The 16,375-nt window shown below is 70.3% G+C and carries 11 protein-coding genes and 2 pseudogenes; 5 read left to right on the top strand and 8 right to left on the bottom strand.

Going from position 1 to position 16,375, the window contains the following annotated elements; genetic code table 11:
* Positions 1-2: 2 nt before the first annotated feature.
* The 8 genes and pseudogenes from LPC10_RS18825 to LPC10_RS18860 all read right to left on the bottom strand — a co-directional run bounded on the left by LPC10_RS18825 (position 3) and on the right by LPC10_RS18860 (position 8,554).
* Positions 3-938 (bottom strand): phosphotransferase, encoded by a 936-nt coding sequence (locus LPC10_RS18825; protein ID WP_231343913.1) that lies wholly within the window; start codon positions 936-938, stop codon positions 3-5.
* Between the two features lie 10 nt (positions 939-948).
* Positions 949-1,929: a phosphotransferase gene (locus LPC10_RS18830; protein ID WP_231343914.1), complete on the bottom strand. Its 981-nt coding sequence runs from the start codon at positions 1,927-1,929 to the stop codon at positions 949-951.
* The gene (locus LPC10_RS18835) at positions 1,926-3,230 is read right to left on the bottom strand and encodes a Zn-dependent hydrolase (RefSeq protein ID WP_231343915.1); all 1,305 of its coding nucleotides are present in this window, start codon (positions 3,228-3,230) and stop codon (positions 1,926-1,928) included. The genes LPC10_RS18830 and LPC10_RS18835 overlap by 4 nt, the downstream gene beginning before the upstream one ends.
* A pseudogene (locus LPC10_RS18840) lies at positions 3,208-3,442 on the bottom strand (oligopeptide/dipeptide ABC transporter ATP-binding protein); the annotation flags it as partial. The gene LPC10_RS18835 and the pseudogene LPC10_RS18840, both read right to left, overlap by 23 nt.
* 152 nt (positions 3,443-3,594) lie before the next feature.
* Positions 3,595-4,013, bottom strand: a pseudogene (locus LPC10_RS18845) (ABC transporter substrate-binding protein); the annotation flags it as partial.
* A gap of 226 nt (positions 4,014-4,239) precedes the next feature.
* On the bottom strand, positions 4,240-6,807 hold the full coding sequence (locus tag LPC10_RS18850; protein ID WP_231343916.1) for a TonB-dependent receptor: 2,568 nt from the start codon (positions 6,805-6,807) through the stop codon (positions 4,240-4,242).
* Between the two features lie 122 nt (positions 6,808-6,929).
* Complete coding sequence (locus tag LPC10_RS18855; RefSeq protein ID WP_231343917.1) at positions 6,930-7,934, bottom strand: FecR domain-containing protein; 1,005 nt, start codon at positions 7,932-7,934, stop codon at positions 6,930-6,932.
* A 98-nt stretch (positions 7,935-8,032) separates the two neighbouring features.
* Complete coding sequence (locus tag LPC10_RS18860) at positions 8,033-8,554, bottom strand: RNA polymerase sigma factor (RefSeq protein WP_231347093.1); 522 nt, start codon at positions 8,552-8,554, stop codon at positions 8,033-8,035.
* A 341-nt stretch (positions 8,555-8,895) separates the two neighbouring features.
* Between LPC10_RS18860 and LPC10_RS18865 the strand changes: the two genes are divergently transcribed.
* The 5 genes from LPC10_RS18865 to LPC10_RS18885 all read left to right on the top strand — a co-directional run bounded on the left by LPC10_RS18865 (position 8,896) and on the right by LPC10_RS18885 (position 16,348).
* Positions 8,896-9,120, top strand: coding sequence for a hypothetical protein (locus tag LPC10_RS18865; RefSeq protein WP_231343919.1), 225 nt, complete (start codon positions 8,896-8,898; stop codon positions 9,118-9,120).
* Positions 9,121-9,464: 344 nt separating this feature from the next.
* Complete coding sequence (locus LPC10_RS18870; RefSeq protein WP_231343920.1) at positions 9,465-11,243, top strand: IucA/IucC family siderophore biosynthesis protein; 1,779 nt, start codon at positions 9,465-9,467, stop codon at positions 11,241-11,243.
* Positions 11,227-14,205, top strand: coding sequence for an IucA/IucC family protein (locus LPC10_RS18875; RefSeq protein ID WP_231343921.1), 2,979 nt, complete (start codon positions 11,227-11,229; stop codon positions 14,203-14,205). Before LPC10_RS18870 ends, LPC10_RS18875 begins: the two co-directional genes overlap by 17 nt.
* The gene (locus LPC10_RS18880; RefSeq protein ID WP_231343922.1) at positions 14,202-15,515 is read left to right on the top strand and encodes a DUF6005 family protein; all 1,314 of its coding nucleotides are present in this window, start codon (positions 14,202-14,204) and stop codon (positions 15,513-15,515) included. Before LPC10_RS18875 ends, LPC10_RS18880 begins: the two co-directional genes overlap by 4 nt.
* The gene (locus tag LPC10_RS18885) at positions 15,512-16,348 is read left to right on the top strand and encodes a sugar phosphate isomerase/epimerase (RefSeq protein ID WP_231343923.1); all 837 of its coding nucleotides are present in this window, start codon (positions 15,512-15,514) and stop codon (positions 16,346-16,348) included. Before LPC10_RS18880 ends, LPC10_RS18885 begins: the two co-directional genes overlap by 4 nt.
* Positions 16,349-16,375 lie beyond the last annotated feature (27 nt).

A 16,375-nucleotide genomic window follows, 5' to 3' on the forward strand; every position in this document is an offset into this window, starting at 1 on the left:
GCTCACAGCGCCTTCAGGAAGAGCGGCCAGCGCGGGTCGTTCATGATCGAGCGGGCGCGCATGTGTTTCCAGATCCCGTACTTGTAAAAATCGAAGTCGAGGGTCGAGATGCGGTTCTGCACCATTGCCCAGGTCGACCATTTCACGTCGGCGAGCGCCTTGTGCACCATCAGGCGCGCGAACAACGCCTCGTCGCAGCGGCCGAAATACTGCTCGATCAGTTCGCGATCGACGCTCTCGGGGAAGAACATCTCGCCGCTCCAGATCGCGATGTCGTAGAGCCGGTCGTTGTTAGAGGCGTACTCGAAATCGATCAAGAGGATCGAGCCGTCCTCGCCGAGAAGGAAGTTGCCCGGCATCGGATCGTTGAAGCAGGGCACGAGGTCGAGGCCCGAGGCCTCCAAGGCCGCCCGCGCCAGCCGGGTCTGGCGGGTGAGCCAGGCCTGATCGGGCGGCAGGAGGGCGCCGAGTTCGGCCGCTTGGCCGTTATGCTCGTCGATCATGTCGAACACGGTCTTGGTCAGCGGCAGGAGCGGGGCAGCGTGGAAGCGGCGGTAGACGCGCATCGCCTCCGCCCGCAGGGCCGGGTCGGCGAAGTCGCGGTTGGTCGAGGGGCGGCGCCCGTCCACGAACTCGGCGATCTCGATGCCGTGCGCGTCGAGGTCGTCGAAGGTGCGGGGGCCCAAGCCGATCCCCTCCGCCTGCCGGCTGGCGGCGCGGGCGGCGACGCGGTCGATGAACATCTCGGTGCCGCGGCCGGGCATCTTGACGAAGTAGGGATGCGGCTCGCCCTCGATCTCGACGCGCCAGTTGACGTTGCTGATCCCGCCGAGCACCGGGCGGTAGCGCGTCGGGCGCCCCTGCCAGCGCGGGACGGCGCGCAGGACCGCCTCGAAGGCGTGTTCGGCCTCCGTTGCGGCTTGACCCAGAGCGATCATGGTCCCCTCCTCACAACGCCCTCAGGGTTTCCTCGAAGCCCGGCCGGCCGACGCGCATCCGGCAGCGCAGGAAGCGCCAGGCGGCGTACTTGCGAAATTCGAGCCCGCGGCGCGGCGAGAGCCGATCCATGGCGAGCGCGCGCAAGGCCCAGTGCAGGTCGTCGGCGGCGGCGTAGGCGCGGGCGCGGTTGAACACGTCCGGCCGGAACGACCCCTCCGCCATCTCGATGCCGGCCTTCATCGGCGTCTCGAAGGGGCAGGCCTCGTTGAGGAAGGCGCCGAGCTGGTAGTGGGGGTCGGTGTCGCAGGCCATGTCGAAATCGACGAGCCGCAGGGCGCCGCCGGGGCCGAACAGCAGGTTGGAGGCGTGCGGGTCGGCATGGGCCGGGCGGGTGTCGGTGCCGGCGGCAGCGAGGGCTGCCTCGATCGCCTCGGCCCAATCGAACAGGAACCACGCATCGGGCGGCAGGGCGTCGCTATCCTCGCCGAGCAAGCTGCGGAGGTGGCGGATCGCCGCGAACACGCTCCAGGGCCGGCCGAAGGCTTCGCCCGCGCCGATGCAGCGGAAGGCCTCGATCACCGTGGCCATGCTGTCGGGCCGCTGCAGCGTGTCGAGGGTGGCCGGGCGCCAATCCGGGCCGAGGCCGCGGAACAGGATCGCGCCCTGATCCGCCGCGACATGCAGCGGCTCCGGCGCGAGGCCCAGCGCAGCGATCTTTTGGGCCGCGCGGAAGGCGGCAGCGGGATCGAGGAGCGTCGCGGCGCAGGGCTCGGAGACCTTGAGGAACAGGCGCGGCTCGGCGCCCGCGCTTTCCGCCACGCGGTAGGTGGTCGATTCGACCCCGTGATAGGAGGGCGAGGCGAGGCCTGGCACCGCCACCGCGTAATGCGGCACCTTTCCCCGCAACTCCGGCCGCGCGGAAAAGGCCTGGCCCAGGGCGGCCTCGGCCAGCCGCTCCGAGGCGTCCTCGGGAACCCCCAGCGCTTTCACCGGCCCTCTCCCGCAGTCTCGATGGCAGCGATGCCCTCGCTTGCCAGGATCATCAGCATGTCGGCGAGCACCTGGGTGCCGAAGGCTTGGTCCTCCGGGCTCGCGAACTCGGTCGGATGGTGCATCACGCCGCCGCGGCAGGGCACCGCCAGCACCACCGCGGGGCAGACGGCGGAGAGGCTGACGGCGTCGTGGCCGCCGATCGTGTCGAGGTGGCGGGTCGGCGTGCCGTTGGCCGCCCCTGCGCGCTCGGCAAGCCGCACGAGGCCCGGCGCCATCGGCCCGGCGGCGCGCCGGTCGATGGCGCGGATCTCGTGGCCGAGTTCGGCGCGGGCGCAGGCGAGATCGATCGCCGCCTTTAGCCGGAGCTCGGCCTCCTCGAGGATGGCGGGCGAGCCGGAGCGCAGCTCGATGAACAGGACCGCCTCGCTCGGCACGGTGTTGGGCGAGTTCGGCCGCACTTCGAGCCGGCCGACGGAGCTGTGCAGGTCGAGGCCGTAATCGGCCGTCATCGCCTTGAGGTCGGCGATCAGGTAGGCGGCGCCGAGGAGCGCGTCGCGCCGCTCGGCCATCGGCGTCGGGCCGGTATGGGCCTGGCGCCCGAGGAAGGCGAGGCGGTACTTGGTGGCGCCCCAGAAGCGGGTGAAGGCGCCGAAGCGCAGGCCCTCGCGCTCCAGCACCGGGCCGCCCTCGATATGCAGTTCGATGAAGGCGTCCGGCACCGGCACGACGTCGCTCCCGGCATAGCCGATCCGCGACAGCGCCTCGGCCACCGTAATGCCGTCGCCGTCGCTTCGCGCCAGCGCCCCGTCGAGCCCGACGGCGCCGGTGAAGACGCTGCTGCCGAGCAGGCTCGGCTGGAAGCGGGCGCCCTCCTCATTGGTCCAGTTGGCGACCGTGAAGTTGCAGGCCGAACGCCTGCCCGCCGCCTGAAGCGCCGCGCGGACCGAAACGATCGCCTCGCAGGCGGCGAGCACGCCGAGCGTGCCGTCGAAGCGGCCGCCGTTGGGCTGGCTGTCGAGATGCGAGCCGACCATCACCGTCGGCGCACCGGGCTCGGCGAGTTCCAGGGCGCCGAACTGATTGCCGATCGCATCGACCCGTGGGGTGAACCCGTGCGCGGAAAACCATGCGGCGAGCCAGTCGCGCGCCTGCCCATCCTCGGGCGACAGGCTCAGGCGGGTGAGGGCGCCGTCCGCGCCGCCGCCGAAGGCCGAGACCGCCTCCATCATCGCCTGGAGGCGGGCGGGGTCGATCCGCACGGGGGCCAGAGGCGTCTTATCGGCCGTCATGTCGGGCATGAATCTCATCGCTGTCTCGGGAGGGGGCGGCGCCGGGCACGCGGTGACAGGCGGCGAAGTCGTGCGCGCCGCACTCGGTGAGGAACGGGGGGATGCGTGGCGCAGGCTTCGAGCGCCTGCGGGCAGCGCGAGCGGAAGGCACAGCCCCGCGACAGGTCGATTGGGCTCGGCGGCTCGCCCTCCATCAGGCACGCCTCCGGCCGGTACTTGCGGAAGCGCGCGGGGGCGGAGGGGATGCGCAGGGCGTCGAGCAGGGCGATCCCGCGCGCCTGCGCCTCCCGGCGGCTCACCTCGGGCATGACGGCGCGCAGCTTCTCGACGATCTGGCGCCCGACCGGCAGGGTCGGGTCGAGGGCGCCCATCGAGTCGCCTTCACGTCCTCCGGCCCGAACGGCTTGCCGTCGTGGACATGCACGCCCTTGCGCAGCTTGATCTGCAGGCGGTGGGGGTCGAGGAGCTGGATGTCGGTGGCGAGTTCGTCGACGACCGTGCAGGGGTCATCGAGGGGCATCGGCGTGCGGGTCAGGAAGCCCATCACGAAGCCCTCGATGTTCTTCTGCGAGAGCGTGGTGTGGGCGGTCGGGTCCCAGTCGCCGGTGATGTTCTCGGCCGAGAGGAGAGCAGCGGCTTACCCGCTTGCGCAAAGGCCGAGACAATCAGGAAATCGGGATCGACCTGGGCAAATCCCACAGCGGCGGCATCGCCCTGCCGGGCGACCTGCAGAAACCGTCTGCGGTCCATTGTTCCGACCACACTGAGGCTCCCGAGTTCCCACGCATCCATCAAAGCGGTCAAAAACCACATTGCAGGACGCGTGCCAGAAGCCACAAAAGGCACCGACCGGTCAGCTTGGCGGCAACCGCCGCCGCGGTGGGCGGCGCTGGTCAGGGGACGGGCAAGTCACCCCAGCGATCTGCCCGTTTCAGCGGCAGACGGCGCGGGTTAAGACCGGGCGCCCCGGCACGACGCCGGGGCAGGGCGGGCATAGCTGGATCGAGCGGTCAGCCCCTCAGAAATCAACCGAGGCGGACACGATGAAGGTGCGCGGTGCGCCGACGGCGAGGAAGCCGCGGGTGGCGGAGGCCCAGTACGCGTTGTCGAACACGTTCTCGACGACGGCACGCATCACCACCGGCTTCCCGTTCACGCCCTCGAAGGTGTAGCGCAGGCCGGCATCGAAGCGGGTCCAGTCCGGGACGGATTGGGTGTTGGCCTGATTGAAGAACACGCTGCTCGTGTAGAGCGCCCGGCCGGTCAGGGTCAGGCCCGGCGCAAGCCACGGCGGCAGATCATACTCGCCGTAGAGGTTGAACGCCGTGTCGGGAACGCCCGGTGCGGCGTTGCCGTCGAACGTGCCGCCCGCCGTCCGAGCCAGTTGCGCGTCGAAGAAGGTGACGCCGCCGACGAGCCGCACCCCCGGCACGGGTTCGCCGAAGGCCGTGAACTCGACACCGCGGTTGCGCTGGAGGCCGTTGACGGTGAAGAGCCGCCCGGCCGTGAAGGCGTTCGGCTGCTCGATCTCGAACAGCGAGGCCGTCACGGCAACGGTGCCGAAATCGTATTTGGCGCCGACCTCCTTCTGGGTGCTGACGACCGGCGGGAAGATTTGGCCGGGATTATCCACCGCCCCGGTATTCGGCGCGGTCGGCCCCACTTCGAGCGCCTCGATGTAGTTGCCGTAGAACGAAAGGTTGTCGAACGGGCTCACCACCAGGGCGATGACGGGGCTGATCCGGCCCTCGGTGTAACCGGAGACCTGATTGCCGAAATCCGCTCCGGGGCGGGTGGCGAAACTCTTCAGGTTGATCTCCTGATAGCGTCCGCCCAGCGTCAGCAGGACGCGGTCGCCGCCGAGCGACAGGGTGTCGGCCACCGCCACGCTGCGCACGGAGAGATCGTTGAAGAGCGGCTGCCGGCTGGAGCGCGGGAAGCCGAAGCTGGAGATCGAACCGAACGGTGGGGAGACGGGATCGTAGATGTTGGTCTGGAAGGTCGGGAATCTCGGCGCGACGTAGCCGCGCGAGAAGTTCTTGTTCACCGCCTCGACGGCCGACACTGTGAACTGGTGACCGATGATGCCGGTCTGGAAATTGGAGCGCAGGCCGATCTCGCCGGTCAGGCCCTGCAGCTCGATCGGAGCGATGGCCAGCGAGTTGGTGGCTTGGCCGGCCGGCCCCGTGATCTGGTAGAAGGACGAGAGCGAGTCTTCGCGGTAGCGGCTGATGCCGCCCGCGGCGTAGAGCGTCGTGTCGGGCAGCAGGTCGTACTCGACCCGGCCCGCGGCCATGCCGTAGCTGCTGTCGTTGTACTCGAACGAACTCGCGGTGTTGATCCGCCCGTTCGGCGCGCGGGGGATAGCGATGTTCGGCGCGACCGTATTGAAGATCGAGACGGGCGCGGTGATGTTCTGGTTGGAATGGACGAGGTCGAGCGAGGCGCGCAAGCGCTCGCCGCGATAGTCGAGGCCGAGGGTCGCGACGCCAACCTCGATCTCGTTCTTGTCGAGGGCCGTGGCGCCGGTGCGATAGGCGCCGTTGAAGCGCACGCCCCATTCCTTGAAGTCGCCGAAGCGCCGTCCGAGATCGGCATGGGTCCAGATCTGCGCGTCGCTGATATAGGTCGTCGTGATCCGCGTCAGCGGCTCGTCGTAGGCACGCTTGGGGATCAGGTTGATCGTGCCGCCGACGCGGCCGATGCCGCCGCTCAGGAGCGAGGTCGGCCCCTTCAGCACCTCGACGCGCTCGATGCCCTCGACGAAGTGGCGGCGCGCGTTGGTGAGATAGAACAGACCGTCGAAGGCGGTGTCGACGTTGGTCACCGAGAAGCCGCGGATGAAGTAGGAGTCGCGCTCGCTAAAGGCTGGGACATCGATCCGCACGGATGGGTCGTTCAGGACCACGTCGCCGACCGTGCGCGCCTGCTGGTCGCGGATCAGCTTGTCCGTGTAGCTCGTCACGTTGAACGGGGTCTTGAGGACGGAGCGGTTCCCGAGCGCGCCGAGCCGGGCTCCGGTCGCGACTTGGCCGCCGGCATAGGGGACGGGCGGCTGCCCGACGGTGCCGGAGGCGGGCGGCAGGCCGGCGGTCGCAGCACGACCTTGACCTTGCCCCTGGACATGGAGCTCGTCGAGCTGCACCGCGCCCGCGGCCTCCGCGCCGAGCTGGACGTAGCGCGGGTTGACCAGGGTGATGGTCGAGGCGCCGGCCGGGCGGTAGGTGAGGCCGGTGCCCTCCAGGAGCCTGGTCAGGGCCTCGATCGGCGCGAACTCGCCGGCAAGCCCTTGCGTCTCCAGCCGCGCCGTCAGTTCGGTCGGGTAGACCAGCTTGACCCCGGCCTGCTCGGTGAAGGCGACGAGGCCGCGCTCCAGCGAGCCCTTCGGGATGGCGAGGCGAACCGGGTCAGCGGCCATCGGCGCCTCGGCCAGGATCGTGCGCGCCGCCGGGCCGCGCGGGCGCTTCGCCTCAGCGGTGATCTCGCCGGCCTGGACAGCCGCCTGTGCCATCACCGCGACCGACACGCCGGCCAGCGCGAGCCCCGCCACCCGGCCCCGTGAAAACCTGCGCGCACGCGACGCCATGCCAAAGCCCCATCGATCCATCGCGAGGGGCGGCACGCGTCGCGTCATCCGCGCCCTCGATGATGAAGATCAACGGGCGCGCGAACTCCTGACGTGGCGCGCGCGAATTTTTTCGGCCGACCTCACAGGGGCGATCCGACCAGAACCAGCAGGGGCGAGAGGCGCCGGATGCGGGCGCCCATGGTCGCGGCGATCACGTCGAGGGCCTCGTCGGTGTTGCGGGCGTCGAAGGCGCCGGTCACCCGCCGCTCACCGAGCCGGGAATCGAGCAGCACGATGCGCCCGCGGCGGTAACGGTCCAGTTCCGCCAGCACCGCCGCCAGCGGCCGTCCGGCGAAGATCAGCCGGCCGTCGCGCCAAGCCAGGTCGCGCTCCACATCGGCCGCCGCCACCTGCAGGGCGCCGCCGCCGACACGGATTTCCTCTCCGGCCGAGACCACGGCACGCCCGCTCGGCCCCGACACGTCGACCCGGCCCTCCGCCACCCCCACGGGGCGGCCCGCCCCGTCCGCGCGCAGGAAGAAGCGGGTCCCGACCGCGCGCACGCTCAGGCCGCCGCCGCGCACGACGAACGGGCGGTTCGGATCGGGCACGACATCGAAGCTGGCCTCGCCGCGCAGAAGAGCGATCCCGCGCTCCTGCGCGGTGAACCGCACCGCGATCGCCGTGTCGGTATTGAGCGCGACCCCGCTGCCGTCGGGAAGCGTCGCGTGCGCGATGGTGCCGACATCGCTCCACAGATCCGCGCGCAGCCGGTCGAGGAGCCCGACCTCATACGCCAGCCCGCCTCCGATCAGGGCGAGGGCAGCCAGGCCCGAGAGCGTCTTCGGCGACCCCTTGGGCGATCCCTTGAGCGACCCCTCGGGAGGTCCCTTGGCAGGTTCCTCGAGAGGGCCCCTGCGGGGGCGGGGATCGGGAAGCTGCCCGAGCCTGCGCCACAGCGCATCCATCTCGGCATAGGCCGCCGCGTGAGCCGGATCGGCCTCGCGCCACGCCTCGAACGCCCGGTGGTCGGCCTCTGTGGCGTCGGAGGAGGATAGCCGCGCGACCCAGGCTGCGGCCGCGCGCTCGATCGGATCGTCCCCGTCATCGATCCCGTCGGCCTCTGCCCCGTCGCTGCCGGCCACGTCTCATCCCCCGGGGGCTTCCGGCAGCCCGACATGGCGCCGCGCGGGTGTCCTACCCCCTTAGATCAACGAGATCGCGGTCTCCTGATGCGACTCGTTCAAAAAAGATCGAGGCGGCTGCGGCGGCACTGCAGGAGGGCCTTGATGATGTGCTTCTCGACCATGTTGCGGGAGATGCCGAGGCGCAACGCGATCTCCCCGTTGGGAAGGCCGTCGAGGCGGCTGAGCAGGAACACCTCGCGGCAGCGGGGCGGCAACGCGTCGATCACCCCGGCGAGGCGCCGCAGCTCCTGACGGGCGATCGCCTGCCGCTCCGGGAGAGCGTAGCCGTCGGCCACCTCGGCCAGTTCCGCCTCGCATTTCGCCGCAAACAGGGTCCGTTCCAGCCGGCCGCGGTTGCGCATCCGCAGGGCCACGTTGGTGGCGATGCGAAACAGCAGGGCGGACGGGTGCTCGATGCTCGTGCGCGAGAGCGCGGCGACCATGCGCATATAGGTTTCCTGGCTCGCATCCGCGGCATCGGCCGGGTTGTCGAGCAGGCGGCCGAGGAAGCGCCGGAGCTTCAGGCCCTCGTGCCGGTACAGGGCGTCGATCGACACCCCCGCCGCCCCTCCCGTCATGACATCGGCCCCGTCGCTCACAGATGATCCCGCACCGTTCGATCAGTGAGGAGCGACCAGAACGAGAGGGGCGAACGATGCAAGTCCCGCAATAGCTTGTATAATTTCCAGTCTAGATGCCGGCGCTTTCGCAACGCGTTGGACGAACAGTCGAAATGACGGCCTGAAGCTGAAGACAAGAATTATTACAACTCAAGCATCGAGACCATTTCATCATCTCGTTGCAGATCGGCAACAGGCTGGTCCGTTGCCGCGCGGCAGGCGCCTCACCTGCCCGAGCCACCCGGCGCGGCGGAAACCGAGATCGGAAATCGAGCCCCGGCCCGAACGGAGCCGGCGGCATGATGGGCGCCGCGACGAGGCGGCGACGCGGCACAACCACCGATCGGGCGTTATACGCGCCGCTTCTCGAGGGGACGCCGTGGCAAGCGGTCGACCTCAAGGCGAAGCCCGCAACGGGCAAGAATAAATCAAGGGCATCCGCACCGCCAAGCAACTGCAACGGAACAACAAACGCCACACCACCCTATATCAAGAACAATTCCAATCGGATCGACTTCGCTTGACGCACACTCGAAGTTTGCGCAACACGAACTCAGCTTTGCGCGATTCGAGGGAGTCCTCAGTCCGATGAGCAAGTACAACAATAAGCAATTTTCTTACTCTTACGCTTCTCCCAACATCTTCTTCCCACTTACAGAACCGCGCATCGATTTTTGCCCCTCTCCGCAACGGTGAGTTCGGCACGCCGTCAGCCCGCACGACGGCGGTGAGGCCCGCGCGCCGGCACGCGGATGGCCGCCGTCATCCGCGTGCGGGGCCGCCGACGCGCCATGTGGGGCGCCGTCGATCGACAGAACGGCCGGGGCCGGCCCCGAAGGCTCCTTTCGAGGATGAGGTTTTGAGGATCATGCCACCATCGTCTCAAGCCGTGGCCGAGGCGGCCGCCTTCCGCAGCTTCGCCAACGGATATCTACGCGAGATCGACCCCGGCATCCGGGTCCGCCACGCGCTGCCGGACGGCCCGCCCGCACGCTGCGTCGAGTGGAACCTGCGCAGCCGTCGCCTCGCGATCCGCGCCGAGATCCTGTCCCCGTCGCTGTGCGGCGCGCACGCCTTCGGCCGTCTCTGGACGCGTCACCTGCACGAACCGCGCTGGCGGGCGGTGGCGCCGATGCGGGCGCTTCAGGAGCTTCTCGGCGAGGCCTATTCCCGCGCCGACGAGGGCCGGGGCGAGACCGCCCGCGAACGCGAACTGGAACTGCTCGGGCGCGTGCTCGACAGCTACCGCGAGACCGCACGCCTGCTTGATTTCGCGGAGCGGGAGGCGGACGCCACCGGCTTCATCGCCGCCGAGCGCGCCCTCGTCTTCGGCCACTGGCTGCACCCGACGCCCAAGAGTCGGCAGGGCCTCACCACCTGGCAGGCCCGCACCTACGCGCCGGAGGAGGGCGGCTCGTTCCGGCTCGCCGTGTTCGCGGCGCAGGCGAGCCTCGTGCGCCACGATTCGGCGGAGACCCGCGCCGCGCCCGACCTCGCCCTCGACCTCATCGGCTCGGATGCCGCCCGCCTGGATCTGCGCGCGGGCGAGATCGCCCTGCCGATGCACCCGCTCCAGGCCGAGGCGCTGATGCTGGAGCCGCACGTCGCGGCGCTCGTCGAGGCGGGCCGCCTGCGGCCCCTCGGCGCCTTCGGCCCGCGCTTCACCGCGACCTCCTCGCTGCGCACCGTCTACGCCGCCGAGAGCCCGTGGATGGCAAAGTTCTCGCTGCCCGTCACCCTCACCAACTCGCTGCGGGTGAACCGGCTCGCCGAACTCAAGGCCGGGGTCGCCATGGCACGGCTGCTGGCAAAAAGCGGGTTCGGCGCGCGCCATCCGAATTTCCGGATCCTGGCCGACCCCGCCTATCTCACCCTGCATTGTCCCGGCCGCGAGGAGAGCGGCTTCGAGACGGTCCTGCGCGAAAACCCCTTCCGGAACGGCGCGGAGCGGGGCGTCGCCACCCTGGCGGCACTCACCGCCGAGCCGCTGCCGGGCCGCCTCTCGCGGCTGGAAGCGCTCCTGCGGCAGATCTGCCCGGAGGGCGCGGCCGACCGGGCCCAGGCCGCCCGCACGTGGTTTAGCCGCTATCTCGATTGCATGCTGGAGCCCGTCGTCGCCCTCTACGACGGGCACGGCATCGCGCTGGAGGCCCACCAGCAGAACGCCCTGCTGGATGTGGCCTCCGGCTGGCCGGAGCGCGGCATCTACCGCGACAACCAGGGCTTCTACCTCTCGGAGGCCGCCCGCCCGCGTCTCTTGCGCGACGCGCCCGAGACCGGTTCGATCGCCTCGCTCTACTTCGCCGACGGAGAGATCCGCCGACGCCTCGCCTACTATCTCGTGGTCAACCAGATCTTTTCCGTGATCGCCCGGATGGGCCATGACGGACTGGCGCGCGAGGAAACGCTCCTCGACGACCTCGCCCGCCGCCTGGAGGCGATGGCGCGCCGCCTGACCGGCGCCGGCCGCGCCTTCGCCCGTTCGGTGCTCGACGGGCCGACGCTCTGCACCAAGGCCAACCTGCGGGTGCGCCTGTGCGACCGCGACGAACTCGCCTCGGGCGACGGCCGCGGCAACTACATCGACATGCCGAACCCGCTTCGCGCGGCGGCTCGGGGCGAGGCCGGCCATGCCCTCGCTTCGTGACGAAAGGGAGCCGCCGGAGACGCGCGTCCTGCGCCAGTTGGCGGAGGCCGTCCTGTTCGAGGGGCTGGCCGAGCGCGGACCTGTCGGCGCCTCCGATCGGATCGCATGGCGTCTCGGCCCACACCGCTTCCGCGCGACGGGCACGCTCGGCGCCTTCGGCCGCCCTCGCCTCGCCCCCGGTTCGGTCGAGATGGCGAACGGGGAGGGGGGCTGGAAACCGGCCGATCTCGCCGCCCTCGTCGAGGCCCTGCCAGCCGCTCCCGAGCACCGGGCGCGGCTGCTGGCGGAGCTTGACCAGACGGTCGAACTCTGCCGCTGGAACGCCGAAAACCTGTCGCTGCCGGAGCGCCGCACTCTGCCCTTCGCCGCGCTGGATGCAGCGCTCTGGGAAGGCCATCCCTACCATCCGAGCTTCAAGGCCCGCACCGGCTTCAGCCTGGAGGATCACCGCCGCTACGGGCCCGAGGCCGCTGCGCCGTTCCGCCTCGCATGGCTGGCGATCCGCCGCGACACGATCGCTCTCGCAGGACCGGCCGCGGAAGCCGCGTTCTGGCGGGCCGAACTCGGCGGGGAATGGGACGTGCTGGCCGACCGTCTCGGCACGGCCGGGCACACCCTCGGCACGCACGCGCTGCTGCCGGTCCACCCTTGGCAGATGCGCCGGCTCGAAGGCGACGCCCTGCGCCCCTGGCTGGCGGAGGGCCGTGCGGTCGCCCTCGGCACCGCCGGCCCGCGCTACGTCGCGAGCCAATCCCTGCGCACCCTGCACAACCACGACGATCCGTCCGCCGCGAGCGTGAAGCTGTCCTTGAGCGTGGTCTCGACCTCGAGCCTGCGCATCCTCGATCCGCATTTCGTGCTGACCGGCCCGGCCCTGTCGGACTGGCTCGCGGAAATCGTCGCCGCCGACCCCACACTGCGTAAGCAAGTGACGGTGCTGCGTGAATACGCCGCCGTGCTAGCCGACCGGGACGGGCCGCTCGCCGGCCATCTCGCCGCGATCTGGCGGGAGAGCCCGCGCCTCGCGCCCGACGAGGCGGCCGTGCCCTTCAACGCGCTGGCCGTGTGCGAGGCGGATGGCCGCTCGTTCGTCGGGCCCTGGCTCGAACGGTACGGCCGCGACGCTTGGCTCGACCGTCTGGTCGCAGTCGCGGTGCTGCCGGTCTGGCACCTGCTCGCCGCCCACGGCGTCGCCCTGGAAGCGCACGGCCAGAACATGATCCTGGTCCACCGCGACGGCTGGCCGGAACGGGTGATCCTACGCGACTTTCACGAGAGCGCGGAATACACCCCCGACTTCGTGACTGACCCGGCAGGCGTGCCGGATTTCGGGGCGATCGACCCCGCCCATGCCGGCCCGGCCGACGACCGCTTCCACGCCATGCGCTCAGCCGCGACGCTGGCCGAACTCGTCACCGACAGCCTGTTCGTCTTCAACCTCAGCGAGATCACTAGCCTTCTGACGCGCCGGCACGGCCTCGACGAGGCGGGCTTCTGGCGCCAGCTCGGCCGGCGGTTGCGGCGCCACGCTGCGGAGCACGGGCTGGAGGCGCGCTTCGCCCGCCTCGCCGTCGAGGCGCCGCGGCTGCGGGTTGAGGCGCTGCTGTCGCGCAAGCTCGGGCTCGGCGAGGCGCGGAGCAGCCTCCACGCACCCAACACCCTGTTTCCTTGCCCCGACGCCCCTTCCGGAGCCTGCATGATCGAGATCGACGGCCGCACCATCCCAGCAGACGAGATGGAGGCCGCCCTCCGGCGCGTCGCGGACGCGGCGGCCCTGCGCGGCGGCAGCGGCGAGCGCATCGCCGCGCGCTTCCGCGACACCGCCCAGAGCCTCGCCTTCATCCTCGCCGCCCGCCGGCATGGCGCGAGCCTGCTGCCGATCCATCCGGCGCTCCCGGATGAGGGCGCACGCCGGCTCGCCGAACGGGCCGGCTGCCATCGCCTGTTCCTCGACAGCCTGGAAGGCGAGGCCCTCACCGCCGCCCCCCCGCCGGCACCGGGGGAGGGCGAGCTGCTCCAGATGAGTTCCGGCACCACCGGCGCGCCCAAATGCATTGCCCGCCCCTGGAGCGCGGTCGAGCGGGAGGTCGAGAGCTACGTCTCGTCATTCACCGAACCGGACGGGATGACTCCCGTGATCGCCTGCCCGATCACCCATTCCTACGGGCTGATCTGCGGCCTGTTCGTGGGCTTACGCCGCGGTCGCGTGCCGGTGATCGTGGACACCACGAATCCAAAGTATCTCCTGCGCCGCCTGCGCGAGATCGAGCGCCCGGTGCTCTACACGGCGCCGGCCATGCTGCACACGCTGGCCCGGCTGATGCCCGAGGGCGAGACGATCCACGCGGCGATGGTCTCGGGCACGCTCCTGCCCGCGCCTTGGTTTGCCGCCATCCGGGAGCGCGTCACCCACCTGTTCCAGCAATACGGCTGCTCGGAAGCCGGCTGCATCGCGATCAATCCGTATCTGCGCCGCGCCGACGCCATCGGCCGCCCGCTGCCGCATCACCGCGTCCGCGCGGGAACGGGTCCCGAGGCCCCGGCGGAGATCGTGGTCGAGGGGGAGGGCGGCACGATTCGCACCGCCGATCTCGGCTATCTCCAACCCGACGGCATGCTGGTCTTCGTCGCGCGCCGGGACGACATGATCAACGTCTCGGGCCTCAACGTCTATCCCGGCGAGGTCGAGGACGTGGTGATGGCGCTGCCCAGCGTCACCGACGCCGTCGCCTTCGCCCGGCCCGATCCGTTCGCGGGCGAGCGGGTGACGCTGCTGTTCAGCGCCGACACCCCCGTGCCGCCCCGCACCCTTCAGGACTGGTGCCGCCGCTGGCTCGCCGGCCATCAGGTGCCGGTGGAGGCGGTGCAGGTCGGCGCGATCCCGCGGGAGGCCAACGGCAAGATTTCGCGACGCGCGGTCGCCGCGCAGTACCGGGACGGCGGCCTGGAGGCGGTGGCGTGAGCAACGAGACGTTGATCGCCGCGATCGGCACGGTCCTGCGCGAGGAGATGCGCCATCCCCATCTCGATGGGTTCGGGCCCGACGCACGGCTGAACGAGGATCTCTACCTCGATTCCGTGCAGTTGCTTCAGCTCATCCTGGCACTGGAGATGACGCACGGCGTGGCGGTGCCGGAAGAGGCGATCAACCGGCAGGACGTCTCGACCGTGGCCGACCTCGCCCGCCTCCTGGCACCGGGCGCGGAAGCGGTCGCACCGGTCGCCGCCGAACCGGAGGCCCCCTCCGAGGGCGTCCACGGGGCGATGCCCTACGATCTGAAGATCCACTGCTTCGTCAGTTGCGTCTGCGACGGGCTGAAACGCCGCGGCATCGATCACCGTCCGTTCTACGCCCTGATCTGGGATGCCGAGTTCGCGATCACCGACGGGTCGAAGCTCGCCTACCACTCGGACGCGATGGATCACGAGTCGTTCCGCTACTGGTTCGAGCGGCTCTACGGCGTGCCGCTCGTGCCCTGGTACGACCATTCCCGCTCGAAGGACGAGAACGTCGCCACTCTGCTCGACCTGATGGAGCGGCGGGAACCGAACGAGTGCATCATGGTGATGCTCGACATGTTTCACCTCCCGGAGCGGGAGAACAAGTTCAACCAGAACCCCTTCCCGCACTACCTGCTGGTGTCGCTCTCCGGCGATCCCGACCTCTGGCAGGTGCGCGACCCCGACTTCCGCTGGGAGGGCATGATCGAGCGCGAGCGGATGCTCAACGCCATCCGCCAGCCGAGCGTGGCCGGCGGCTACCGCTTCGATCCCTCGCGCGCCCATCCGCCGAGGGACACGGATCTGGCGGCCTTCTTCGATGCCTGCTTCCGGCTCGACGCCAACCCGCTGATCGATGCGGCGCGGGCCATCGTGCTCGCCCATGCCGAGGGGCGCGGCGGCCTGAAGCTGACCGATCTCGGCGAGGCGTTGCGCGAACTGCCGGTCATCACCATCCGCAAATGGGCCTACGAGCACGGCTTCGCCTTCTTCTGGCGCGCCTTGCGCTGGCCGGACCCGGAATTCCAGCGGATCTGCGACGAGATCGAGGCCCTGGTGAACGGCCTCACCGCCCTGCACTACGCCGTGCTGAAGCTCGCCCGGACAGGGGACGCGGCCGAACTCGCCCCCGTCCTCGCGCGGCTCGATGCCCTCGATGCGCAGGAATTCGCGATCAAGCGGCAGCTCGCCGCGGCCTACGCCGCGTGGCGGCAGAGAAGCCCTGACCTCGGAAACGCCGCGCCGCCCTCCCGCGAAAGGCTCCCCGCATGAGAGTTGCCCTCTGCACCATCAGCTTTCGCCATCATCTCGTGTCGATCGGCGAACTCGCCCGCTTCGCCCGCGGCCACGGCTTCGACGGGATCGAGTTGTGGGGGGTTCACGCCCGCAATCTCGGCCCCGGCGACCACGCCGAATGGCTCGCCGCCTACGGCCTGCGCGTGCCGATGCTGAGCGACTACCTGCCCCTCGACGCACCGCCAAAGACCCTGACCGAGCGGACGGCCGAACTCGCCCGGCTCGCGGGAAGCTGGGGCGCGCCGCGCCTGCGCACCTTCGCCGGCACCAAGAGCAGCGCGGACGCCTCGGCGGAGGAGCGGGCGCAGGTCGCGGCACGCCTGCGGATGGCGGCGACCCAGCTCGCCGATCACGGCCTGCGGCTGGTGGTCGAGACCCATCCCGGCACGCTCGCCGACACCACCACCTCACTCCTCGACCTGCTGGCTTCGGTCGATCACCCGAACCTCCGGGTGAATTTCGACACGCTCCACGTCTGGGAGGGCGGCGACGATCCGCTCGCGGCTCATGCCCGGCTGAGCCCCTATATCGACTATTACCACCTCAAGAACGTGCGCAGCCGGGCCGACCTGCCGGTGTTCGAGCCGGCCAACGTCTACGCCGCGGCCGGACGGCGCGAGGGCATGACCGCTCTGTTCGAGGGCGCGCTGGATTACGGCGCCTTGCTGAAGACGCTGCCGCCACAGGCGGAAGCCTCGCTCGAATGGTTCGGCGACGCCTCGTTCGCGGTCCTGCCGACCGACCTTTTCCGCGTGCGCAGTGCCACCGCCGGCCGTCGCGCCGCCGGCCCCCGCCACGCCGCGCGCTGAGCAGACACCGAAGCGCGAGGAGATCGC

It is taken from the genome of Methylorubrum sp. B1-46 (assembly GCF_021117295.1).
Classification (GTDB): Bacteria; Pseudomonadota; Alphaproteobacteria; order Rhizobiales; family Beijerinckiaceae; genus Methylobacterium.